The sequence below is a fragment of the Rossellomorea sp. GCM10028870 genome, from assembly GCF_042666755.1.
GTDB lineage: Bacteria > Bacillota > Bacilli > Bacillales > Bacillaceae_B > Rossellomorea.
In genome coordinates, this window is record NZ_JBHTGN010000001.1 from 1,780,862 (window position 1) to 1,802,580 (window position 21,719).

Sequence of the window (21,719 nt, forward strand, 5' to 3'; positions counted from 1 at the left end):
TAAACCTTTAACATTTTTCATAAAAAAACTATCTTCACACCCAATTTTGCGATCGGGACCTGTAATGTGGCTTGTTCCAATCTTGTCAGTCATTTCACAAATGTATAGAGAATGTATAAAGCGGTTACATTTCCCGACCCTTTTTTCATCCATCACAGATATTTGTCCATATAAAAAAGACTGAAAAAGAATCACTCCTCTTCAGTCCATCTGTTATATATCAAAGTACATTCTAACCTATTAACTCTTCATCCTCAAACTTCATCTTATCTTCTTCCGAGATATTTTCTTCACGATCCCTCAAGCTATGTGCAATTCTTGAAGATGCATTCGCCGCAATACTTGCCACGATATCATCTAAAAAGGTATGTATACCCTTCCCGTTCTTCGTATCCAAGTCGCGGATGATGCCAATCTTATTTTTGTCAAGATGACCAAAAGTGGTAACAGCGATGCTTCCATAACCAAGTGCTGCACCCAATGCAATGGTCTCGTCTACTCCAAATAAGCCCTCATCTGATTCCACAATCGATTGAAGGGGCTCGGAAAGCTTCTTCTCCTCAGCAAGTTGATCTAATTCCACCCCTACGAGGATCGCATGCTGAATCTCCCTTTTCAACAACACTTTCTTCACACTGTCGATACAATCTTCCATATTTAATCCATTATTATATGGATACTGCATTTCATAGACGATTTCAGCAATATCCTCTATTAATACGCCCCTATCTTTCAGCCTTTGTAAGGCAGCTTTGGTTACATCTCTTGAATGTACAGGTTTGCTCATTCTGATACCCCTTTCTAAACAGTCCATCAACTTACTTAAATTATAGCATTGTTTTGAATTTTCGTATTGCAATCCGCTTTAGGGAATTATCCTAGAGAATATGATACAATCTTTCTGTAAACGTTAACACTGATTATAGGAGGCTATCGTCATGACAACCGCAAGAGGAACTGTAACCGAATTAAACCTCTTTAGTAAAGAATTGAATGAAGAGATCAAGATGCTCGTATACCTTCCAGCTACTTTTTCTCCCCTCTATAAATATTCACTCCTGATTACCCAGGATGGTAAAGACTACTTCCAACTTGGAAGAATACCTAGATTAGTCGATGAACTTCTCGGGAATAGGGAAATTGAAAACATGATCATCGTCGGGGTTCCTTATAAAAATGTTGAGGATCGCAGAAGAAAATATCACCCGCACGGTGAAGAAAATGATGCTTACATCCGCTTTTTAGCACATGAATTGGTCCCGTATCTGGATGAGCATTATCCTACCTATCATATGGGGATGGGACGTGCCCTGGTTGGTGATTCATTAGGAGCGACCGTTTCACTAATGACCGCATTGAAATATCCAAATACATTTGGCAAGGTTCTTCTTCAGTCACCTTTCGTCAACGAGAAAGTGTTAGAAGCAGTGGAAAACTTCTCACAACCTCACCTATTAAGCATTTACCATATCATTGGTCAGCAAGAAACAGAGGTGAAAACGACGGACGGGAAAGTCAAAGACTTCTTAAATCCAAACCGTCAGCTTCACGAAACATTCGATCATAATGGATTCTCTTCCTTTTATGATGAATTTGACGGGGACCACACCTGGAAACACTGGCAGCCTGATCTAAGACGTGCCTTAAAGATGATGTTCAGCTAAACAATTGTTCGTTCACCTCTTTCAAGCATACTCATCAAATGAACGGAGGGAAGCTATTTTCTGCATATTGAAAAGTACCTTCCCTCTTTCGTTCGCCCTATATTAAATTTTTGAAAAATTTGCTATACTATACATATTACAAAGATAGTTAAATAGAGGAGGATTGAAGAAAATGAATTATGGTATAGTCATTTTCCCATCGAAAAAGCTACAAGATATCGCAAACTCTTATAGGAAACGTTATGATCCTCATTATGCTTTAGTTCCACCACATTTGACATTAAAAAATGTCTTTAGTGCAGATGATGATCAAATCAAAGATATCGCTAATAAATTAGCTGCTATTTCAAAGAAATATGATCCATTCAATCTTAAAGTGTATAAAGTAAGTTCTTTTCAGCCTGTGAACAATGTAATCTATTTCAAGGTGAACTCCACTCCTGAACTGCAAGGGTTACACGATGACATGCATAGTCAAAACTTCATGGGTGACGAGCCGGAATTCGCTTTCGTTCCTCACATAACTGTCGCACAAAAGCTTTCAAATGATGAACACTCCGATATTTTCGGATCATTGCGTATGCTTGGAATCGATCATGAAGAAACCATTGACCGATTTCACTTGTTGTATCAATTAGAAAACGGGTCTTGGACAGTATACGAAACCTTCCGTTTAGGAAAGGAAGAGTAAGAGTTGAAAGTCGAAGTTGCCAAAACAGAAGATCAAATCCAAGAGGTATTCAACATAAGAAAGACAGTGTTTGTGGAAGAACAAAAGGTTCCCCTTGAAGAAGAAATCGATGAATTCGAAAATGATTCCACACACTTTGTCCTCTACGATCAAAACCACGCAGTAGGTGCCGGTCGATTCCGTATTCTCGACGGAATCGGGAAAGTGGAAAGAATATGCGTTTTAGAGTCTGCCAGAGGAAAAGGAGCAGGTCGTGAAATCATGCTCGCCATCGAAGAATACGCTAAGCAACAGCCCTTATCTCAATTAAAATTAAATGCTCAAACATATGCAATCCCTTTTTATGAGAGCTTAGACTACAAAGTTACGTCTGATGAATTTCTGGACGCAGGGATCCCTCATAAAGCGATGAAAAAGGATATCTAAAAGGAACAAGCAATTAAGCAGATCAGCTTAATTGCTTGTTCCTTTTTTGCTTTATCAATTCCCATATAAAGAAGTATATTACATTATCAACTCGTCGATAATGAGATAGTGTATGGGAAGGGGGATCCTTATGGAATTCATGTCGATTGCCGTCGAGTTAATCGTAGGATATTTTGCCTTATTGATTCTTACAAAAATCCTTGGTAAGACTCAAATCACACAAATATCTGCTTTTGATTTCATTTCAGCACTAATATTAGGTGAACTTGTAGGTAACTCCCTTTATGATGGCAAAGTCAGTGTGCTTCCGATCCTTACAGCCATTTTCATTTGGGGCAGCTTGATCTTTTTCACGGAGTATTTCACTCAGAAATCGAGACGATTCCGCCATATGCTGGAAGGAACACCTGCATTGATCATTAATAAAGGGAAGATTAACTTTGATGAACTCAAGAAGAATCACTTAGATCTTAATCAGCTTCAGCATTTACTTCGTGCTAAAGATATTTTCTCAGTCAGGGAATGTGAATATGCCCTATTAGAGTCTGACGGTACACTAAGTGTCATTAGAAAGCCCCTTTATGAAATCGTTCAGCGCCAAGACCTGAATATCCCTGCGAAAACAGCTACTCTCCCACTATCTTTAATCGTGGACGGAGAAATCGTTTATGATAATTTAAAGCTAGCCGAGCAAAAAGAGGATTGGCTGTTGAATGAAATAAAAAAACAAGGCTTCCTCTCTTCCGAAGACGTTTTATATGCCGAATGGGAAGAAGGAGAAAGCCTGTTAGTCCAAGGGTATTAATGGGGCATAACGATGAGTTCATTCTCTCTTATCGTGAAGGATAGGAGTTTCTTTCTTTCAAGACTGGTAAGATAAGCCGTCACCGACGTTCTGAACAAGAGCCATTGCCCCACATTCGATACAGTTATTTTATGTAACTGCAAATACTCTTTTACTACTTTTTCAAAGGAACAACCTTCTGAACTCTCATTCACAAGTGTGAGAAGTGAGTTCATTCGTTCTTCATGAAGATCGATATTCTCTTGGACCGTTTCAACATAGCTCTCTTCATAGTTTCCGTGACCTGGAATTGCTCCTTTGCATGTAATGTGAAGGAGTTTTTTTAATGAATCCAGGGTTTGATCCGCATCCACAATAAACGGAACAACATGTTTTTCCAACGTCTCCCTGCCAAAATAACTGTCCGCCGCATATAAAATACCATCCATAAGGAGTCCCACCTGACCATATGAATGTCCCGGTAAGTCAATTGCTTCGAAAATGAAAGGGCCAATGCTATTTTCACCAACATTCAATTCATCATCAACGGCCACTGATTGTCCTTCTAGAAATTTATTTCTCAAATCTTTTATGGGATTTGCTCCATTAAACAGATAAATGGGCTCCAATATCGAATTCTCTATAATCGCTTTTTCTATTTTAGGAGCAAATAATTGGATCTCGTATTTTTTTTTCAGGTAGTGAGCTCCGCCAAAATGATCTGCGTGGGCATGAGTGATCACACAATAATTCAGGGGCAGGCCTTCATTTTTTATTATTTTGATCACTTTCTTCATCGATGCATCATCCAGTCCGCAGTCTATGAGGAGACCCTTTCCTTCTTTCACGCAGTAACCTATCGTAACGCTTCCTGTAAATGCATAGCAATGCTCAGTAAGGCTTTGTAGTTTCAAGTTATTACCTCCAGATATGTCAGGAGCTCAAGATCAGTTAAATAAAAAAACCCTAAGGAAGGCTGCACCTTTTGGGATTTTTCAATTTGCCTATAAGTGACCCCCTTAAACTTCTTTATACATATTCGTTAAAATGGTTTCCTTTTCCTGTTAACTGGGCTAATAATTTTGACGGGATGGACGGTTTAGTGAATGCTTGGTATGAAGTTTTGCGTTGTTTTGATCGATATACATGATTGGATGTTCCTGTCTCTTCAGGATGTGCTTGAGATTTATTTTTCATGGGCTTCACTGATTGGACGGGGAGATAGGTGAACGGATGTTTTTCAACTTTTAATTCGCGCTCTTGATACTGTTTATACTGATGGTGAGGAATTGGTGCGATGTATCCCACTTTCATTACCTCCTTGGTAGTAGTTACCCATTTAAGGTTGTGCAATAAACTTTCTGGTGGCTTCCCGTTCGTATGCTGAGACTTTGCAGACCTATGTATAACGAACAACCTGGTGGCTTTGATTGTACTCTCCCAAGGCAAAAAAGAAAGGAGAATTAACATAAAATACGTGCCGGCACACATCTTTATGTCCATTCTCCTTTATTTATATATACCTTTATTTCTTCCCCTTATTTAACATATTGGAAATGGTTCCAAAGTCTAATTGCTTTCCATCATTCACAATCGACTGCACGATCTTATTTTCCATTTCCTTGTTTACAGGTTTATTGGCAATTTTGGATACGCGTTTAATGACGCTTCTGACCGTTGCTTCATCTTTGAAGTTTGCATTTTGTAATGAGTTCGCAAGCTCTAACACTTCGTTCATGTTAACGCCTGTCTTCTTCTCTAAATTCTTAAAAAAGTTATTATTCATTTCCTTAACGCCTCCTTTTAACTATAAGCATCATATGTAAAAAACCCAGGAGCGTGATTATGAATTGGTTTTTTTGAAGATTGAGGATGTTTTTATTTATTTTAGATCGTCTTTACACGATTTTTTTAGAGGACTCGTTGAAGGTTGAAAATCTCTTTGGTATTGTAATTGAATTTAGTGGCCATAAGAATGTTTATTATCGACTTTTCTGATTTATTATCGACTTCGGCCCTTTTATTATCGACTTCCTACCGGTACAACTTCACCACGTTTATTTTCATCTCACTTTCCATCACCTTTCCTGGCACTTCAAACGTATCCATAATCCTCAAAGTGACGCTTCCCCCAATAAAACAAAAAGACAAAATCCCTCCTGTGAGGATTCTGCCTTTTGTACCCCTTTCTAACAGAAGCTAGCTCCAACGATAATTAAAAGAATGAAAAGCACAACGATTAATACAAAAGTTGAACCATATCCGCCTCCGCCATAACCGCAGCCACCGTAACCATATCCATACATTTTAGTATCACCTCTCTTTTACCTTTAGTCTCTTATAACATATGTAAACAGAGAGGAATACGTATGGGCTTTTCAAGATATTATTGTGTGTTTGTCCAATTGTACAGGTCGAAGGTCAGATTTCCTTCACGGTCCAGCTGGGCAAGGAAAATGGATTCAACCTGTAATTGTCTTTTGGTTAGTTCTTTTTGTAACCAGGGCAGGGGAAACCCGACTTCTTGTAGAGCCGCTTCATCTATTTTCCCGTCTGAAATGACAGCCTGTGGAGGAGTGGTTTTTTGTGAGATTTTATATATATCTTCTCGAACAAGTGGCCTCTTTTCTTTTTTGAGCAAAACACTTAGATCACCATTGGTGTCCAGTGAAGCGAACTCGACATCTGCAGCACGGAAAACATCTTTTTTTCTTAATTGTTCCAACAGTTCGTCAACGGAATACTGTTCTTTCTTTAAAGCCTTCTCATCGATATTTCCATCTTTTATAAATACGGTTGGTTTTCCTTCAGCAAATCGTCTAAACCTAATGCTTTTAAGTGACAAATAGGAGAACAGGAGTGGGAACGTAAACCATAAGAGGATGCTCATAAGGCCTTCACTTAATGGCAGGCCCAGATCCATCGAGAGAGTCCCTGCAATGCTTCCAACCGTGATTCCTGTAATGTACTCAAAAAAGGAGAGTTTAGAAAGCTGTTTTTTCCCTAATAATTTTGTAATGGCGAATAGGGAAAGTAAAATGAATATACTGCGTAATGCCACCTCTAAGTACTCAGGCATCAATCTTCACCTCTATTATCCTTTTGGCTTAAAAAGGAGAGCTCCAATGAAACCGAATATGATTGCGGAGGAGATCCCGGAGCTTGTCACTTCAAACATGCCTGTAAGGACTCCCACTATCCCATGTTCCTGTGATTCCTGCATAGCACCATTGACCAGTGCGTTACCAAAGCTCGTTATTGGGATTGTCGCCCCTGCTCCGGCAAAATCTATGAGAGGCTCATATAACCCAAAACCTGAAAAAACCGCTCCTGCCACAACCAGTAAGCTGAGTGTATGGGCTGGGGTTAATTTAGCAACATCAAACAGCAATTGACCAATCACACAAATGATCCCGCCTATTGTAAAGGCCCAAAAAAACATTGCTAACACTTCGCTTCCTCCTTTCCTTTACATATATTCGATGGAAACCGCATGAGCAATACAGGGGATCGTTTCCCCTTGTTGAAATGTCAGAGGTGATAACAAAGCTCCCGTCGCAATAACTAAAATGCGTTTATATGTTCCTTTTTTCATTTCATTTAATAGGTGTCCATAAAGGACTGTAGCTGAACACCCTGGGCCACTGGCTCCAGATTGGACTGGCTGATCATTTCCATATATCAGCATTCCACAATCTTGAAACTGATGTTCTGAAAAGTTATATCCCTTTTCCCTTAACAGTTCAATAGCCGTCTTCCGACCGATTTTGGCGAGATCTCCCGTGATGATCAGGTCGTAGTATGAAGGATCTCTGTCCAGATCTTGAAAGTGCCCCGCAATCGTATCCACTGCAGCTGGTGCCATGGCACCTCCCATATTAAAGGGATCTTTCAATCCCATATCCATCACCTTGCCGATGGTTGCAGATGTAACTCTCGGTGCAGGGGTCGTGACTGATGCTCCTTCTCCGATTACCGCATACCCCGCACCTGTTACTGTCCACTGTGCAGTCGGAGGCTTTTGACCTCCATATTCAGTCGGGTAGCGGAACTGTTTCTCTGTTGCGGAATTGTGGCTTGATGCCCCAGTCACAATATGATGAGCACCATGATAGTTAACCAGGAATGCAGATAATGCCAAACCCTCCATGGACGTTGAGCATGCTCCGAATAAACCGAAGTAAGGGATTCCGTTGGTTCTGGCAGCAAAACTTGATGGGGTAATTTGATTAATAAGATCCCCCGTTAAGAAAAACTGTACATCGCTTTTTTGGAGAGACTGTTTTTCCAGGGCTATTTGAACGGCATCTTCAATGAGTGTTCGATTGGCTTTTTCATACGTATTCTGGCCCATCCAGAGGTCATCATAAAACTGATCGAAGTCGGCAGCTAAGTTCCCTTTCTTTTCAAAGGGGCCGCCAACGACACCGGTAGACAGGATGACAGGATGTGAAGGAAATACCCATGACCTTGAACCTTGAAGCATTAAATCACCCCCAATTGAATTAAGATCGTCTTGATTAATGCAACGACAAAAGCAGAAAATACTCCGAAAACAATAACAGAACCCGCCAATTTAAATATGTTACCGCCTACCCCTAAAACATATCCTTCCGTTTTATGTTCAATGGCTGCTGCAATAACAGAATTTCCGAACCCTGTTACCGGAACCGCACTACCAGCTCCGGCAAATTGGCCAATATGATCATAGACTCCAAATCCGGTCAGTAGCATCGCTATGAATACCATCGTTGCAACGGTTGGATTTCCTGCCGTCTGCTCAGTAAAGTTGAAGAAATAAATGTACATATACGTAATGGCCTGCCCAATTAAACAGATGAAGCCCCCAACAAAGAATGCCTTGATGATATTTTTCAGGAGGGGGCGCTTTGTTTCATATTTTTTTTCTAATTGCTCATACTTTTTCTGTTCGGGTGTTTTTGGTACTTTCCCCACAAAACATTCCTCCTACGTCTTTTCCTTTTGAAGCTTTACAATCTCCTGAAACTTTTTTTCCGCATCCTTCTTTGAAATTGAACCTCTCTTTAGTTTTTCCTTTAGGCGGATCGTTTCAAGGAATATCTTGTAATCACTGGATAAAATAAAGTCTTCACCTGAGTACTTATCTTCTAGATATTGATCCATCTTTTTTTCGATTTTCTTCATATGGAATCTTTGTAAGTGCTTTACCTTATATACAACGAGCGTTTCTTCTTTTCCTTGAATAACCGCTACGTCATAAAGCTCTTTCATTTTCGATATTTCTCGCTTTATGGCGTGACCGTAGCTATCTGTTTCAGGATTATCCACTAATTCAATGGGTGGTGGATCGGTTTTCTTCATAAGCGCAATCTTGCTATCGTTTCCATCTTCCTTATTGGCGCATCCTATTAAGACCAGTAAAGTAATTGGAACGATGATTCGTTTTTTGTTCATGACATATCCCTCTTTTGTTTGTACTCACCTTTTATTTTTTTCTTAAAGTCAGATTTTATGAAAAAAAAAAAGACTGCCCAATATGAGCAGCTTTATCTTTTCTTCGCTTTTCCACAACCGCATCCTTTTTTCTTAATGGGAGTGTTGGTTGGTTTCTTGGTATTTACAGAAGTATTCTTCATCATAATCGACCTCCTTTACCATCCCCCTTACATTCATTGTATGTGAAATAGGGTAAGCTTGTTTCCACTAATTACCTAATTATTTATTCCCTTATCCAACTTTGGACAGCCGCCTCTATTATGGAAGCAACACCAGCAACTGCCAATACTGTTATAAACGGGTTAAAAAACACAGGAATGAAAATATTTCCTACATATAGAATTACAGCAACCCACATACCTGTACACCAATAACACGATATTAGTTCCCCTACAAACCCTTTTACTCCACCCTTTTTGGGTAAAAGGAAAATTTCTTCCACCCCATCTTTTGACATTTCGGGTACTTCATCGAAAAATGGAGATCTCAAAAATTCAGTTATTTTGTCAAAAACGATGAGGTGAGTCATTCTAAACACAGCAAGCCCCAAGATAATGATGTCAAGTATTCCCATACTTCCACTCCTTTTTTAAACTAATATCCAGCCCAATTTAGTCAAAAGGGGCATTTGTCCGTTACCCAAATTCCTCTTCTACAATATGTTATTAATGTAGTGAAAATTATTTAAGGAGGAAAATTCTTATGGGTTGCGGAAATTACAGAAAAGATGACATTGCAGGTGCAAGAGACCGCGGTTGTGTATGCCTTGCTGTTCGTGCTATTAAAGATGTTCAAGATGCAGCAGATCAAGACTGTTTTGATTGTAAAAATGATTGTTTTCTTGAGCCATTAGGATCTTTAGTAAGTCCAGTTGGAAATGCACCAAATACTCGTGTTTTCAAACTCTATAATAAAAAAGGAGACCTATTTAAGGTACACCCTAAACATTATTGCTGGAAAACACCTTACTTCCGTGTGAAGAACGTATTTGACGACTGCTGTGCAACACTTCAAGTATTGAAGAAAGTTCACGTTACAGGTGCAGACGTAGAATCAGAAGACGAATTAATGGGGTTAAACAATAACTTCGTCTACGAATTGACTGGAGATTGTATTACAGTTGATCTGGATTGCTTCTGTGCTATCCAATGTATCGATGATGTTAGAGTAGAAGGCGTTTGTGACTAATCAGTAACGAGAATAAAAAGCCAGTCGGATATTCCGGCTGGCTTCTTTCATTTCAAACCTATGATTTTAATCGCCTTTATAGAATTTCTTTTCAAAGTGATTTCTTCACCTTGAAACGTTTTTATATCAATGGATGCGCTATCTGCACTGGTTAATACACCACGATACACCCCTTCTTCTGTTTGAAACGCACATGGAAATGGGGCTCTCCCCATTATGCTCTGCTGCATATATTCTATTTTCCCATCCAGATCCAGGTCCTTAAAAGGAGTAAGTGGTTTAAAGTAACTGTCATGTGAAAGCTCTTGCCCTAATTCACTGTGAATGGTTTTTGGTTCTTCACTCTTAGGTGACTCTTTTTTTATGGGTTCAGTTTCTCTTTTTACAATAGTGTGATATTCAGGCTGTTTTAACTTCCCTAAAGGGGCAGCTTCAAATAACTCAGTGCTTTTCCTTTCAACGGGCCGGACATTTCTTTCTACTTGTTTAGGTTGAACGTTTCTTGACGATGATCCTCTATATACTTCTTGCATGCTGCTGCTGTTCACATCATTTAACCTGGGCTGATGTATATATAATAGTGGCTTTTTCTGTCTATTCAATCCTATCCCTCCATTCATTCTACATTTATATGTATGCAGGATGCGCCTATGAGTTTCTTCTTAGATTCTTGAAAATACTATCAAAACATAACAAAAAGAACCCAGGCTACAAGAAAGTTCTGCAACCTGGGTTCTGTCATTTTTATTTTTAGCCTAATACATGATAACCGGAGTCTACATGCAGGTTCTCACCTGTGATGCCTCTTGAATAATCACTAAAAAGGAATACAGCCGTATCACCGACTTCTTCTTGTGTGGTATTGCGGCGAAGTGGAGCACGTTCTTCGATTTCTTTCAGGATGCTGTTGAAGTCACCTACACCTTTAGCAGATAAGGTACGGATTGGTCCTGCAGAAATGGCATTCACTCGAATACCATGCTTACCAAGATCACTGGCAAGATACTTCACACTTGCTTCAAGAGATGCTTTCGCTACACCCATCACGTTGTAGTTTTGCATCACTCTCTCCCCGCCAAGGTACGTCATGGAAACGATACTTCCACCCTCAGTCATAAGATCCTTTGCCACTTTAGCAACCGCAGTCAATGAATAAGAGCTGATGTTGTGAGCCAGAAGGAAACCGTCTCTTGTTGTGTTCATATAATCTCCAGCCAGCTCTTCTTTATTGGCAAATGCAATACAATGAGCCAGTCCGTGGATCACGCCGACTTCTTCTTTGATGGTTGCAAAGCATTTTTCAATGTCTTCATCACTTGTTACATCACAAGGCAGAACAAGTGAATCTTCGCCGCCTTCTAATGTCCCGGCGAGATCTCTAACTCCTTTTTCAAAACGCTCCCCTGCATATGTAAAAATCAACCGTGCACCGGATTGATGTAATGATCGGGCAATTCCCCATGCTATACTGCGTTTATTTGCAACTCCCATAACGACATATGTTTTACCTTTTAATGAAAGAGTCATTATAATCCTCCTAATTTATACATGTTATTAGTACCTACTACTAATTCTACAGTAATCCATCACAAAAGAAAAGAAGAATTCCTACAGGATTCGCCTTTTAACTTCTTCGATTTGAACTAAATGCCTCTGTTCATGTTTACCGAGAAGCTCTAACACTTGCCATATGGGCATATTTCCAAATCGATGATGATTCATGGATCGACTTTTCAAGCCCTCTTTCGTGTATAACTCCAGGAAGCGTGTAGTGAGTGACCGGGATTCATCTAAGGCTAAAATCAATGCTTCTTTTTTTTGAGGCTCAGAAGTTGGTTCGATTGGTGCCTTCAATTTTTTAGATGGATCATCAAACACGGATAAGTCAGCTCGATTTTCACTTGATCCTGATTGACTCTCCGCTGAATCGAGAGCCAATGTTAAAAATCTTTTTTCAGCTCCAGCCAGATGGAGAACAATTTGAGCTATGCTCCATTCCTCTGGCGAAGGCTGTTCGTTCAACTTCTCTACAGGTACATCCATGAAACTCCCTTTCACCTTTTCCCTGATTTCAATTACTTTTGTTTCCCACATATACTTACCTCCATTTAGTATATCTCTCTTATTAGATATTAGTGGTAAGAGAGTAAACTCCTCTAAAAAATAAAACTTCCCAAGAAAAAATTCTTGGGAAGTTGGTTATTTCTTAGCAATACTCACAGAATTCAAGCTCGCGTTTAAGTTCATCTACATATTCTTTAGAACCGGTCACAATCAAGCGGTCGTTCATGTGCAGTTCTGTATCTCCGTGAGGAACAATGGAGTCTTTCCCTCTAAAGATCCGAACAAAGATAACGTCTCCCGTGAATGGAAATTTCCTGAGTGTCATACCTTCGAACTGACTGTTTAACATCCGGATTTCATATAGGGATGTTTCTTGGTTAGTAAGGATATTCATCACAGAAGGTGACTCGATCAGCGCACGTAATAAGGCTTTCGTTGACAGAAACACGGAATATACTTCAATGTCCTGTTCACGCAGAGTCTCATGTAAGTCTGGACTCTCAACCCTTACAATGACACGATTGACACCATATTCCTTAGCAGTGACGGCAAGTGTTGCATTTATTTCTTCATCACCTGTTGAAATCACTATGATATCAGAGTCAAAGATGTTGTTCTCTTCAAGCGTGTCTATTTCGTAATTATCGATTTCGTTGATGGTAAATAAAGAATCGGCGATATTACGATCAGACTTATCTTGTTTTGTATGATATAAGACCGGCTCATAAAGGGAGGAATGAAGTTCCCTGGAAACCGGCATTGTAAGCTGATTCGCTCCCAAGAATGTAATCTTAAGCTTTTTCTCTTTTGCACTTTCCCTTGGGAAGAGCTTCTTAAAGAATATAGGTGTAATAATACATGTAATCACCGCTACTAAAATGAGCGTACCACTCATTTGTGGTGTGATAATTTCTATTCTCTCCGCGATTTTCGCAGCAGCAATAACGAGTGACAGTGTCGATGTTAATAAGAATGCTGAAGCAATCGTTGTTTTCGTATCATACCAGTACTTCAGCAAGTAAACAGGAATGACTTTCGAAACCAGGAATGCAAGAAGCAGTAATGGAATTAACAGCAGCATCTTTTTATCGCTGAGCAGCGATCCAAGATCCAACTCAACCCCGACCATCACGAAGAATATGGGGATCAGGAATCCATATCCAAAGGAATCAAGCTTATGGACCATTTCCTGATTCGGTGCTAATAATGATACAAGTACACCGGCAAGGAAAGCTCCCAGAATGTTTTCGGCTCCAACCGTCTCAGACACTGCAACCAATAAGATGATTAATGTAAAAACGGCACGTGTACCGATTTGAACGGTTCCTGTTGATAAACTCTTGATGAAGGAGTTGTTCTTTAATCTCTTCGCCAGGAAATATAAGAGGACCCCAACACCAAATAGGATCAGAAGAAGCCACATGTTTCCATGACCTTCACCGTAAAGGGACACAAATACAGCCAGTAATATCATTGTCACAAGGTCGGCAATAACCGCTACAAGCAAAATGATTTGACCAATGGCCGATTTCATTATATGTGCTTCTTTTAGAGTAGGAACGACTACTCCCAGTGAAATCGTTGAAATGATCAAGGTCATTAAGAATGCATTATTAATAAGTCCGAATAAGACGAATAGATAAGACAGTCCAAGTGAAACAAAGAAAATCCCAATAAATATAATGGTGGCTACCTTAAGACGATTCGGTTCTTCTTTTCCATTAGGTAACCGTTCTTTTTTCTTTTTCCCTCCTGAAAAAGCAGTGAAATCAATTTCCAGTCCGCTTAAAAACATAAGAAAAATAAATCCTAAAGTAGACAGTGTTTCTAACCACATGTCCTGGTGAACGATATTAAATCCGCTCTTACCTATTATTAAACCCATAATAATTTCAGCGATTACAACAGGGATAAAATTCAGTTTAAATCGATGTAGCAATATGGGAGTTAAAAATGCTACTAGAATAACAATGACAAGTGATGTAACAGATGCATGTTGTTCCATCTATTCCTCCCCCTCTTCTCTCTATATTAGGTATTTCATAAACAAAGTGGCTAATCCAAAATAAATCAGGATACTGATAATATCATTTATCGTCGTAATGAAAGGACCAGAAGCGACGGCTGGATCCACTTTTAGTTTGTGCATAAGTAAGGGTACTAATGTACCTGCCAATGTCGCAACAAATAATGAGACTAAAACGGAGACTCCCACAAGTACGCCTAAGAAGAATTCACCTTTCCATACATAGACAACGATGCTGACGACTATCCCGCATGTGGTTCCTGTAATAAGTCCGGTTCCCGCTTCACGGATGACAAGGGACATCTTGTTTTCCTTCTCCAGATCACCTGTTGCAATCCCTCTTACGGCTACGGCAAGGGCCTGGGTTCCCGTATTACCAGCCATCCCTGCAATCAACGGGATAAATACAGCAAGAATTGCTACTTTATCTAACGTATCTTCAAATCTCCCGATGAGGCTTGCCGTGAACATTCCAAGAAATAGTAATGCAATTAACCACGGAAGACGCTTTTTCGCTGCATTAAATGGACTTCGGTCGATGGAATCCAAATCGGCGATACCAGCTAACTTTGAGTAGTCATCAGATGCCTCTTCTTCCATGACGTCCATAATATCATCCACCGTGATGATCCCAAGTAAGTGATGCTGAAAATCGACAACTGGCAAGGCAAGGAAATCATAATCCTTCATTTGTCTCGCGACAGCCTCCTGATCTTCGCTGACGCCTACAGCCATAACACGATCACTCATGATTTCCCCGATCATTACCTCATCATGGCTGATGATGAGGTCCCTTAAAGAGATGACCCCGACCAGTTTTTTATCATCATCCACTACATATATGTAGTAAATCGTTTCAGCATTCGGGGCTTCATTTTTCAAAATATACATGGCCGACCGGACGGTCTGATTCTTTGATATGGCGACAAACTCAGTGGTCATGATACTACCGGCTGTATACTCTTCATAGTGCAGTAATTCTTTAATTTCTTTGGCTGATTCATCATCCATTATGGTTAAATAACTAACAACCTGATCTTTATCCAACTCATTCAATACATCTACCGCGTCATCGGCATACATATTGGATAGCATTTCAGCAGCATATGTAGGATTCATCTCGGCTAATATATCCTGATAATCCTCTTCATCTATATCCAGACTTTCAAACAGCTCTGCCATCTCTTCCGGAGAAAGATAATGGTACAGGCGGCTTCGTAAATCTTCTTCTATTTTAGAGAAAAATTTCGCTTGGTCATAAGAGTGTAAATGTACAAACTCTGAACGAAATAAATCCAGATCTTCTTCTTGAAGGGCTCTAATGAGTAGGTCTTCATCATACATTACTTTTTCCTGCTTATCTCTTTCCTTTTCTTGATCTTGAGTTACTTCAGACATCATATACACCCTCCTTCTTATCTTAAATTGTATATAGTCGTAATAATACTAGCAAATCTTAAGACGATTGTCTCTCATGAAATGAATTGGATACGGATTGGTTTAGAAACAAAATCGTTTGGTACAATATGAATAAACATCCGCTCGATATGAAAGACTGAAACATTAATATGGCATAAAATACGTGAAAAGAAAAGAAAAATGCCACAGGAAAGCGGGGATCCGATGAAATTAGATATAATTGGAGACATTCATGGGTGTTTTAATGAATTCAAAGAATTAACGATAAAGTTAGGCTACGATTGGTCAACCGGTCTCCCCGTGCATCCACAAGGAAGGTTGATTGGGTGTGTCGGGGATTTGACCGACCGTGGCCATCACTCACTTCAGACTATTTCAACGGTCTATGATCTATTTGAAAAAGGATCAATATACTATGTTCCTGGAAACCATTGTAATAAACTCTACCGATACTTCCTGGGTAACAATGTAAAGATCCTCCATGGACTCGAAACAACAGTAGGGGAACTAAGTGCCCTTCCACAAAGTGAAAGAGAACACTATAGAGATATGTTTATCTCCTTGTATGAACGATCCCCCTTGTATCAGGTGTTGGATGACGGCAAACTGATCATTGCTCATGCAGGTATCAAGGAAGAGCTGATTGGAATGCAGAATAACAGGGTGAAAACATTTGTCTTGTACGGTGACATCACAGGTGAGAAGAACGAAGACGGTACGCCGGTCAGAAAAGATTGGGCATTGGACTATAAAGGTGACGCCTGGATTGTATATGGCCACACCCCGGTAAAAGAAGCGCGGATCGTTAATAAGACTGCGAATATTGATACAGGGGCGGTCTTTGGCGGGAAGCTGACTGCCTTGAGATATCCTGAAATCGAAGTGGTTAGTGTTGAATCTTGTATGCCTTTTGTAGAGGAGAAATTTCGGAGGTTTGAATAAGTGAGCTGGTAGGTGTGTTTGTTCCCTCTCTACACACCAAAAAGAGATTCTCTTCAGTTTAACTGAAAAGAATCTCTTTTTTTCATTTTCTTTCAAGCAACATCCGCATATCCCGAGGCATCACTGTCTCCAAATGCACCCATACTTTTTTAACGGGATGAAAAAAAGACAGCTTTTTACAATGTAGTGCCTGCCTCCCTATCAATGCCACACTGCCTCCATACAAATCATCCCCTGCCAGCGGGTGTCCTATAAATGACATGTGCACCCTGATCTGGTGGGTTCTCCCCGTTTCCAATCTCAATTCAATATGAGCGAAATCCTGAAACTGCTTTTTCAATCTATAGTGAGTCAGGGCATATTGGCCATCCTGGCGCACTTCTCTTTCAATGATACTATCCGGTTTCCGGCCGATGGGCTCTTCGATCGTACCAGTGTCCGAGTCCAGCCGGCCTTCTGCAAATGCTTCATACGTTCTCTTTATTTCCCGCCCCTTCTGCTGAAGACTGAATAAATGATGAACGTGGCGGTGTTTTGCTATTAGAACCAGCCCGGATGTATCCTTATCCAATCGAGTAACGATATGAACCGTTGAACAAATACCGACCCTGTCATAATATCCGGCTATGGCATTGGCGAGACTTCCAGTCGGCTCTTTCTTAGTCGGTATGGATTTCATACCCCATGGCTTATTTACTACGAGAACATCATCATCCTCATAAATGATTGACAATGGGACCTCTTCCGGAACTAATGACTCACTCCCTTTTTCTTCAGGGAACCTCATCTCAAGAATATCCCCTTCTATAAGGTGATATCGGACACTTTCTTCCTTTCCATTAACGGTTATTGTTCCTCCATCAAACTTCACAGCAGTCAGAGTACGCTTTGAAATCTGCTGATCGATTAGAAACTCTCTCATCAGCTTCCCGTCATAAGAAGCAGGGATAATCCATTTCAATGTATAGAAATTCATCGTAAACTTCCCAGCCTTAAGTCATTCATCCGCAACAAAGGAATCATGCACCCTTTTCCAGAACGGAAACGGTCGGAAGCGGGCAAAGCGAATTTTCTCATCAGCGACACGATATTGAATGCTCTTTACATCTTTATGAAGAAGAGATAGATGGTCGATGGTAACCAGAAAATCAGGCCCATTCACCGGTTTAAGCATACATGTATGATGAGCAGGTAATATCAAAGGTGATCCGATCGTACGAAAAACACGATTATTGATGGATGCCATTTCAGCGAATTGAATAGCAGGAAGAGACGGATGAATAATTGCTCCACCTAATGCCTTGTTATACGCCGTACTGCCCGAAGGTGTGGATAAACACAGTCCATCTCCTCTAAAGCGTTCAAAGTGCTGCCCCCTGATTTCCACATCCATGACAAGGGTCCCTTCTACGCTTTTGACCGTCGATTCATTCAATGCTAAGTAACGGGTTTCTTTCCCCCCATGCTGGTAGCGGATAATCGTTTCTAATAATGGGTATTCGATAATTTGATAAGGTGTTTTCGCAATGGCGATCACAAGCTTCTCAATCTCTTCCGGCACCCAATCGGCATAGAAGCCGAGATGTCCTGTATGTACACCAACAAATGCGGTCTTATCTAACCGGGATCTGTAGCGGTGAAATGCATAAAGCAGCGTCCCATCTCCTCCAACCGATATGACGATATCCGGTTGGTCATCATCATAAGTCAAATTAAAATCCTGGAGATAGGTTCTCATTTTGTGCATCAATGTATTTGATTTCGAATCACCTTTTGATGTAATCGCGAACTTCATTCGTTTACCCCCTTCAAGTCACTACTGATTTGGTTTAGAGCTTTTACCCCGTTGGTCTTTTTCCTTTTTGTTTGTAAAAATGACTTGGGCTTCCTGAATTTCTTCACGAATCAAGCTCATTTCTTCATCCAGTCTGAATGCTGCTTCAGCAGCGCCTGCAAGACGAAGACGGACTTGTTCCGGGATTTGTCCACTGTACTTATAATTCAAAGAGTGCTCAATCGTCGCCCAAAAATTCATTGAAAGAGTTCGGATTTGAATTTCTACCAAAATGTTTTTTTCCCCGTGAATCGTTTGAACAGGATATTCAATGACAATATGATAGGATCGGTATCCACTTTGTTTCTTGTGGGTCACGTAATCTCTTTCTTCTATAATAGTAAAGTCATTTCGCCCTCGAAGCTTTTCCACAACGACATGAATATCCTCCACGAATTGACACATCATCCGCAGTCCGGCTATGTCTTGCATTTCTATTTCAATATTTGATAGCTTAATCCCTTTTTGATTTGCTTTATCAAGAATACTCGCAATTGGCTTGACTCTTCCAGTCACGAATTCAATGGGAGAATGAGTGTTATGAAGTTCATATTCTCCCCTCATCCCTTTAAGCTTAATCTTTAATTCGTCAACCGCTTGCTTGTAGGGAGCTAAAAATTGTTCCCAGTGATTCATTCTCCTCACCTCTACACGCCTACTTTTCAAGAAATGCGTTCTCTACCTTTGTAACCATTTCTTCACCGTAGTTCCCATTTCCTTCAATGTTGCTTACAAGATAGTCCAGCTCTTCGTTGAATCGATCCAATTCAAGTGAGTAATCACCGCTTTTCGCAATGACTGCAGCCTTATCTTGCAGTGCCTTTTTCAACTCAGCCCAGATTGACTCTTCCAGGTATAAGTAAACATATTCCTCTTCGTTTTCTGCTAAGTATACGAATGCATATCGATCAGAGTCTGCAATGATTTGGCCGGCTGCAGTCGTTCCTTGCAACAGGTCCGCTTGGTCCGTATGTAAGTATAATGTACCGTTTTCAAATGTTGTTTGTTTAAATTGAACAATTTTCCTCATGCTTTTCTTCATCCTTCCATAAAACAATCAGTATCATTTTAACATAAGAAAACCATTTCATCTAAATATTGAAGTTGTGTTTTATTAAAGGACTTTTCGTAAACTTTGTTCCTTTTGAAAAAGCGAGTAGTGGTTGATTTCCGCTCCAGGTGCTCGCTTTCCGCGGGGCGTGAGTTGAGCCTCCTCGGGCTATCCCCTGTGGGGTCTCAACTTCCCCGCTATTCCCGCAGGGGTCGAGCACCTTCCGCTTCAATCAATTTACTAAGTTTCCGTTTCTTACTATAGACAAATATAAAAATCATAAACGTTTAGAATACAACATTTTTCAAAGTGTATAGTCGGCTTTAGCTTGTATAATAGAAATACTATTTCTTTCAATTGTTTTTTGCATAAGATCTGTCACTAAAAACTCTTATATATGGTGAGGGGAACTGTGTAGACTCCTGCGGAAGAACGGTCGTGCCGAGACCCCGTTCGGCTAATCTGAGGAGGCTCCGCCAAACGCTAGCTGCAAGCGAAGCAGTTACCCTCACCATCAAGCACACACTGATTGACAGAGCCAGAGCAGCCCCCATGATATAAAACAATCTTTGCGAAAAAATCCTATAAAAGAGATAATAGAGGGACAGTATGCAAGGAAAGGATGCTTTTCATGGCACAGGAAATTGAAATTGAATTCAAGAATCTAGTAACTCAAAATGAATTTACGCGATTAACCTCACATTTTCATATAAAAGATGAGGATTTCATTTCTCAAGACAATCACTATTTTGATACGCCGTACTATCAATTAAAGGATAATCATTCTGCCTTAAGAATTCGGGAGAAGAACAGGACTTATACGTTAACCTTAAAAACACCTTTAAATGACGATCTCTTAGAAACGAACCAGAAGTTAACGAAAGAGGAGTCGGTATCTCTTTTACACCAAGGGGTATTTCCTGATGGAGAAGTCAAAGATGTTCTGGATTCCCTTCAAATCCCCATTCAATCCCTTCAGCATTTCGGTACGCTTTCGACCAGCCGTGCTGAAATCGACTATAAAGACGGACTTCTTGTCTTTGACAAAAGCTCTTACTTACAAAAAGAAGACTATGAGCTGGAGTATGAAGTAAAGGAGCGTAAATCAGGAGAATCTATATTTCTTGACTTACTGAAGGAACTAAACATTCCGCTTCGAAAAACCGATAATAAAATCAAGCGATTCTACATGGAAAAATTAAAACAGGACTGACATGAACCGATATAGTATATGAATAAATGTTTTCCAGAAGAGGAGTTATACTCATGAATGTTCAACTGTTGAAAACGATGATGGATTTACAAGCTCTAAACAGTTTGGGATCAGTATCTTCTGTTCAACAAAACACTCGCCGATCCAGTGAGTTATTTCATCAACTATTAAATCAAGCACTACACACTGAGCAGAACAACTTAAATATGAATCAAACATTAGGTTCCGTTAAAGAGGCGCTTGGAACCAAAACAACCTTCTCGGTTTCATCACCTCTTCGTGAACTTTCAGCTGTGAACAAACCGAACTGGAATGCTCCCCAAGAGATTGATGCAATGATATCTCGTGCAGCCGATCACTTTGGCCTGCCTAAAAAACTGATTCAAGCAGTAATAAAACAAGAATCCAACTTCAACCCTAATGCAGTCAGCCCTGCAGGTGCATCAGGTTTAATGCAGCTCATGCCGATTACAGCACGAGGGCTCGGTGTGAAGAACATCTTTGACCCGGAAGAAAACGTTTTTGCCGGAACGAAATACTTGAAGCAAATGCTCGATAAATACAATGGGGACATCCCCCTGGCTCTTGCAGCTTACAATGCAGGTCCCGGAAATGTCGACAAATATAACGGCATCCCACCGTTTAAAGAAACCACTGCTTATGTAAAGAAAGTGACCGATCGATATTTCACCTAAATCCCAAAAGATGGCTGACCTTTATCTCCTGGTCAGCCTTTTCTTCTGTATTTTCGTATTCAGACGTAAGACAAAGACCTATAGTCTGATAGCCCTAGCTCCTCTTAAATTCACCTGAACCATTCCTGCAAATCTCTAATAAATCAGGATATACACCAGAAAGAAGGCTACACTAATTTAGGAATAATAAGTTGATGTAAGGCGATTTGTTTGAGATATAAATGAATGCTTGCTAGAATAAACA

28 protein-coding genes are annotated in these 21,719 nt (G+C 40.1%); 8 read left to right on the plus strand and 20 right to left on the minus strand.

The window, feature by feature from the left end:
* Window positions 1-232 precede the first annotated feature (232 nt).
* Complete coding sequence (locus ACFQWC_RS09150) at window positions 233-787, minus strand: phosphatidylglycerophosphatase A family protein (RefSeq protein WP_377106952.1); 555 nt, start codon at window positions 785-787, stop codon at window positions 233-235.
* Window positions 788-938: 151 nt separating this feature from the next.
* Between ACFQWC_RS09150 and ACFQWC_RS09155 the strand changes: the two genes are divergently transcribed.
* The 4 genes from ACFQWC_RS09155 to ACFQWC_RS09170 all read left to right on the plus strand — a co-directional run bounded on the left by ACFQWC_RS09155 (window position 939) and on the right by ACFQWC_RS09170 (window position 3,586).
* Window positions 939-1,664, plus strand: coding sequence for an alpha/beta hydrolase (locus ACFQWC_RS09155; RefSeq protein WP_299740335.1), 726 nt, complete (start codon window positions 939-941; stop codon window positions 1,662-1,664).
* Window positions 1,665-1,836: 172 nt separating this feature from the next.
* Window positions 1,837-2,355, plus strand: coding sequence for a YjcG family protein (locus tag ACFQWC_RS09160; RefSeq protein WP_299740333.1), 519 nt, complete (start codon window positions 1,837-1,839; stop codon window positions 2,353-2,355).
* Between the two features lie 3 nt (window positions 2,356-2,358).
* Window positions 2,359-2,781: a GNAT family N-acetyltransferase gene (locus ACFQWC_RS09165; protein WP_299740331.1), complete on the plus strand. Its 423-nt coding sequence runs from the start codon at window positions 2,359-2,361 to the stop codon at window positions 2,779-2,781.
* A 130-nt stretch (window positions 2,782-2,911) separates the two neighbouring features.
* Window positions 2,912-3,586, plus strand: coding sequence for a DUF421 domain-containing protein (locus ACFQWC_RS09170; protein ID WP_341357811.1), 675 nt, complete (start codon window positions 2,912-2,914; stop codon window positions 3,584-3,586).
* On the opposite strand, the gene ACFQWC_RS09175 is transcribed toward ACFQWC_RS09170, so the two are convergent.
* The 10 genes from ACFQWC_RS09175 to ACFQWC_RS09220 all read right to left on the minus strand — a co-directional run bounded on the left by ACFQWC_RS09175 (window position 3,583) and on the right by ACFQWC_RS09220 (window position 9,617).
* Window positions 3,583-4,479, minus strand: coding sequence for an MBL fold metallo-hydrolase (locus ACFQWC_RS09175; RefSeq protein ID WP_299740327.1), 897 nt, complete (start codon window positions 4,477-4,479; stop codon window positions 3,583-3,585). The two genes, ACFQWC_RS09170 and ACFQWC_RS09175, sit on opposite strands and share 4 nt — an antisense overlap.
* A gap of 115 nt (window positions 4,480-4,594) precedes the next feature.
* Window positions 4,595-4,873 carry a hypothetical protein gene (locus tag ACFQWC_RS09180; protein WP_299740325.1) on the minus strand — a complete coding sequence of 93 codons (279 nt, stop codon included), beginning with the start codon at window positions 4,871-4,873 and terminating at the stop codon, window positions 4,595-4,597.
* Window positions 4,874-5,090: 217 nt separating this feature from the next.
* Window positions 5,091-5,351, minus strand: coding sequence for a sporulation-specific transcription regulator SpoVIF (spoVIF, locus tag ACFQWC_RS09185; RefSeq protein ID WP_113970022.1), 261 nt, complete (start codon window positions 5,349-5,351; stop codon window positions 5,091-5,093).
* A 403-nt stretch (window positions 5,352-5,754) separates the two neighbouring features.
* Window positions 5,755-5,871: a YjcZ family sporulation protein gene (locus ACFQWC_RS09190; protein ID WP_082051146.1), complete on the minus strand. Its 117-nt coding sequence runs from the start codon at window positions 5,869-5,871 to the stop codon at window positions 5,755-5,757.
* Between the two features lie 80 nt (window positions 5,872-5,951).
* Complete coding sequence (locus ACFQWC_RS09195; protein ID WP_299740322.1) at window positions 5,952-6,644, minus strand: DUF421 domain-containing protein; 693 nt, start codon at window positions 6,642-6,644, stop codon at window positions 5,952-5,954.
* A gap of 15 nt (window positions 6,645-6,659) precedes the next feature.
* Window positions 6,660-7,016, minus strand: a complete 357-nt coding sequence (spoVAE, locus tag ACFQWC_RS09200; RefSeq protein WP_044337663.1) for a stage V sporulation protein AE — start codon at window positions 7,014-7,016, stop codon at window positions 6,660-6,662.
* Between the two features lie 18 nt (window positions 7,017-7,034).
* Complete coding sequence (gene spoVAD / locus ACFQWC_RS09205) at window positions 7,035-8,051, minus strand: stage V sporulation protein AD (RefSeq protein WP_299740318.1); 1,017 nt, start codon at window positions 8,049-8,051, stop codon at window positions 7,035-7,037.
* The gene (gene spoVAC, locus ACFQWC_RS09210) at window positions 8,051-8,521 is read right to left on the minus strand and encodes a stage V sporulation protein AC (protein WP_299740316.1); all 471 of its coding nucleotides are present in this window, start codon (window positions 8,519-8,521) and stop codon (window positions 8,051-8,053) included. The genes spoVAD and spoVAC overlap by 1 nt, the downstream gene beginning before the upstream one ends.
* 12 nt (window positions 8,522-8,533) lie before the next feature.
* Window positions 8,534-9,001 carry a sporulation protein gene (locus tag ACFQWC_RS09215; protein WP_299740314.1) on the minus strand — a complete coding sequence of 156 codons (468 nt, stop codon included), beginning with the start codon at window positions 8,999-9,001 and terminating at the stop codon, window positions 8,534-8,536.
* Window positions 9,002-9,266: 265 nt separating this feature from the next.
* Window positions 9,267-9,617, minus strand: coding sequence for a DUF1360 domain-containing protein (locus ACFQWC_RS09220; protein WP_299740312.1), 351 nt, complete (start codon window positions 9,615-9,617; stop codon window positions 9,267-9,269).
* A gap of 128 nt (window positions 9,618-9,745) precedes the next feature.
* On the opposite strand from ACFQWC_RS09220, the gene ACFQWC_RS09225 reads away from it, so the two are divergent.
* A complete protein-coding gene (locus tag ACFQWC_RS09225; RefSeq protein WP_299740310.1) occupies window positions 9,746-10,231 on the plus strand; it encodes a CotY/CotZ family spore coat protein in 486 nt (161 codons plus the stop codon).
* Window positions 10,232-10,278: 47 nt separating this feature from the next.
* On the opposite strand, the gene ACFQWC_RS09230 is transcribed toward ACFQWC_RS09225, so the two are convergent.
* From ACFQWC_RS09230 to mgtE, 5 genes are all read right to left on the minus strand, one after another.
* Window positions 10,279-10,833, minus strand: coding sequence for a CotO family spore coat protein (locus tag ACFQWC_RS09230; RefSeq protein WP_299740308.1), 555 nt, complete (start codon window positions 10,831-10,833; stop codon window positions 10,279-10,281).
* Window positions 10,834-10,981: 148 nt separating this feature from the next.
* Window positions 10,982-11,758 carry an enoyl-ACP reductase FabI gene (fabI, locus tag ACFQWC_RS09235; RefSeq protein WP_113969974.1) on the minus strand — a complete coding sequence of 259 codons (777 nt, stop codon included), beginning with the start codon at window positions 11,756-11,758 and terminating at the stop codon, window positions 10,982-10,984.
* A gap of 81 nt (window positions 11,759-11,839) precedes the next feature.
* On the minus strand, window positions 11,840-12,325 hold the full coding sequence (locus ACFQWC_RS09240; protein WP_299740305.1) for a DinB family protein: 486 nt from the start codon (window positions 12,323-12,325) through the stop codon (window positions 11,840-11,842).
* Window positions 12,326-12,437: 112 nt separating this feature from the next.
* Complete coding sequence (locus ACFQWC_RS09245; protein ID WP_299740303.1) at window positions 12,438-14,300, minus strand: monovalent cation:proton antiporter family protein; 1,863 nt, start codon at window positions 14,298-14,300, stop codon at window positions 12,438-12,440.
* Window positions 14,301-14,321: 21 nt separating this feature from the next.
* Entirely contained in the window at window positions 14,322-15,665 is a 1,344-nt protein-coding gene (gene mgtE, locus ACFQWC_RS09250) for a magnesium transporter (protein ID WP_299741279.1), read from the minus strand.
* Between the two features lie 279 nt (window positions 15,666-15,944).
* On the opposite strand from mgtE, the gene prpE reads away from it, so the two are divergent.
* Window positions 15,945-16,682, plus strand: a complete 738-nt coding sequence (gene prpE / locus ACFQWC_RS09255) for a bis(5'-nucleosyl)-tetraphosphatase PrpE (RefSeq protein ID WP_299740301.1) — start codon at window positions 15,945-15,947, stop codon at window positions 16,680-16,682.
* 82 nt (window positions 16,683-16,764) lie between these two features.
* Here the strand turns inward: prpE and ACFQWC_RS09260 are convergent, their stop codons facing one another.
* Genes ACFQWC_RS09260 through ACFQWC_RS09275 form a run of 4 tightly spaced genes read right to left on the minus strand, consistent with a single transcriptional unit; the run spans window position 16,765 to window position 19,546 of the window.
* Window positions 16,765-17,658 (minus strand): RluA family pseudouridine synthase, encoded by an 894-nt coding sequence (locus ACFQWC_RS09260; protein WP_299740299.1) that lies wholly within the window; start codon window positions 17,656-17,658, stop codon window positions 16,765-16,767.
* A 21-nt stretch (window positions 17,659-17,679) separates the two neighbouring features.
* A complete protein-coding gene (locus tag ACFQWC_RS09265) occupies window positions 17,680-18,477 on the minus strand; it encodes an NAD kinase (protein WP_034763479.1) in 798 nt (265 codons plus the stop codon).
* A gap of 21 nt (window positions 18,478-18,498) precedes the next feature.
* Window positions 18,499-19,152, minus strand: coding sequence for a GTP diphosphokinase (gene yjbM, locus ACFQWC_RS09270; protein WP_299740294.1), 654 nt, complete (start codon window positions 19,150-19,152; stop codon window positions 18,499-18,501).
* Between the two features lie 19 nt (window positions 19,153-19,171).
* The gene (locus ACFQWC_RS09275; protein WP_299740291.1) at window positions 19,172-19,546 is read right to left on the minus strand and encodes a UPF0738 family protein; all 375 of its coding nucleotides are present in this window, start codon (window positions 19,544-19,546) and stop codon (window positions 19,172-19,174) included.
* 652 nt (window positions 19,547-20,198) lie between these two features.
* On the opposite strand from ACFQWC_RS09275, the gene ACFQWC_RS09280 reads away from it, so the two are divergent.
* Both ACFQWC_RS09280 and ACFQWC_RS09285 read left to right on the plus strand, forming a co-directional pair.
* Complete coding sequence (locus tag ACFQWC_RS09280) at window positions 20,199-20,780, plus strand: CYTH domain-containing protein (protein WP_341357809.1); 582 nt, start codon at window positions 20,199-20,201, stop codon at window positions 20,778-20,780.
* Window positions 20,781-20,833: 53 nt separating this feature from the next.
* Entirely contained in the window at window positions 20,834-21,475 is a 642-nt protein-coding gene (locus ACFQWC_RS09285; RefSeq protein ID WP_377106962.1) for a lytic transglycosylase domain-containing protein, read from the plus strand.
* Window positions 21,476-21,719 lie beyond the last annotated feature (244 nt).

What these genes read in the sequence shown, in the direction of transcription:
- ACFQWC_RS09150 (WP_377106952.1), bottom strand. Translation starts at nt 787, where the DNA reads ATGAGCAAACCTGTACATTCAAGAGATGTAACCAAAGCTGCCTTACAA.
- ACFQWC_RS09155 (WP_299740335.1), top strand. Translation starts at nt 939, where the DNA reads ATGACAACCGCAAGAGGAACTGTAACCGAATTAAACCTCTTTAGTAAA.
- ACFQWC_RS09160 (WP_299740333.1), top strand. Translation starts at nt 1,837, where the DNA reads ATGAATTATGGTATAGTCATTTTCCCATCGAAAAAGCTACAAGATATC.
- ACFQWC_RS09170 (WP_341357811.1), top strand. Translation starts at nt 2,912, where the DNA reads ATGGAATTCATGTCGATTGCCGTCGAGTTAATCGTAGGATATTTTGCC.
- spoVIF (WP_113970022.1), bottom strand. Translation starts at nt 5,351, where the DNA reads ATGAATAATAACTTTTTTAAGAATTTAGAGAAGAAGACAGGCGTTAAC.
- ACFQWC_RS09190 (WP_082051146.1), bottom strand. Translation starts at nt 5,871, where the DNA reads ATGTATGGATATGGTTACGGTGGCTGCGGTTATGGCGGAGGCGGATAT.
- ACFQWC_RS09195 (WP_299740322.1), bottom strand. Translation starts at nt 6,644, where the DNA reads ATGCCTGAGTACTTAGAGGTGGCATTACGCAGTATATTCATTTTACTT.
- spoVAD (WP_299740318.1), bottom strand. Translation starts at nt 8,051, where the DNA reads ATGCTTCAAGGTTCAAGGTCATGGGTATTTCCTTCACATCCTGTCATC.
- ACFQWC_RS09215 (WP_299740314.1), bottom strand. Translation starts at nt 9,001, where the DNA reads ATGAACAAAAAACGAATCATCGTTCCAATTACTTTACTGGTCTTAATA.
- ACFQWC_RS09220 (WP_299740312.1), bottom strand. Translation starts at nt 9,617, where the DNA reads ATGGGAATACTTGACATCATTATCTTGGGGCTTGCTGTGTTTAGAATG.
- ACFQWC_RS09225 (WP_299740310.1), top strand. Translation starts at nt 9,746, where the DNA reads ATGGGTTGCGGAAATTACAGAAAAGATGACATTGCAGGTGCAAGAGAC.
- fabI (WP_113969974.1), bottom strand. Translation starts at nt 11,758, where the DNA reads ATGACTCTTTCATTAAAAGGTAAAACATATGTCGTTATGGGAGTTGCA.
- ACFQWC_RS09240 (WP_299740305.1), bottom strand. Translation starts at nt 12,325, where the DNA reads ATGTGGGAAACAAAAGTAATTGAAATCAGGGAAAAGGTGAAAGGGAGT.
- ACFQWC_RS09245 (WP_299740303.1), bottom strand. Translation starts at nt 14,300, where the DNA reads ATGGAACAACATGCATCTGTTACATCACTTGTCATTGTTATTCTAGTA.
- mgtE (WP_299741279.1), bottom strand. Translation starts at nt 15,665, where the DNA reads ATGTATGATGAAGACCTACTCATTAGAGCCCTTCAAGAAGAAGATCTG.
- prpE (WP_299740301.1), top strand. Translation starts at nt 15,945, where the DNA reads ATGAAATTAGATATAATTGGAGACATTCATGGGTGTTTTAATGAATTC.
- ACFQWC_RS09260 (WP_299740299.1), bottom strand. Translation starts at nt 17,658, where the DNA reads ATGAATTTCTATACATTGAAATGGATTATCCCTGCTTCTTATGACGGG.
- ACFQWC_RS09265 (WP_034763479.1), bottom strand. Translation starts at nt 18,477, where the DNA reads ATGAAGTTCGCGATTACATCAAAAGGTGATTCGAAATCAAATACATTG.
- yjbM (WP_299740294.1), bottom strand. Translation starts at nt 19,152, where the DNA reads ATGAATCACTGGGAACAATTTTTAGCTCCCTACAAGCAAGCGGTTGAC.
- ACFQWC_RS09275 (WP_299740291.1), bottom strand. Translation starts at nt 19,546, where the DNA reads ATGAGGAAAATTGTTCAATTTAAACAAACAACATTTGAAAACGGTACA.
- ACFQWC_RS09280 (WP_341357809.1), top strand. Translation starts at nt 20,199, where the DNA reads ATGGCACAGGAAATTGAAATTGAATTCAAGAATCTAGTAACTCAAAAT.
- ACFQWC_RS09285 (WP_377106962.1), top strand. Translation starts at nt 20,834, where the DNA reads ATGAATGTTCAACTGTTGAAAACGATGATGGATTTACAAGCTCTAAAC.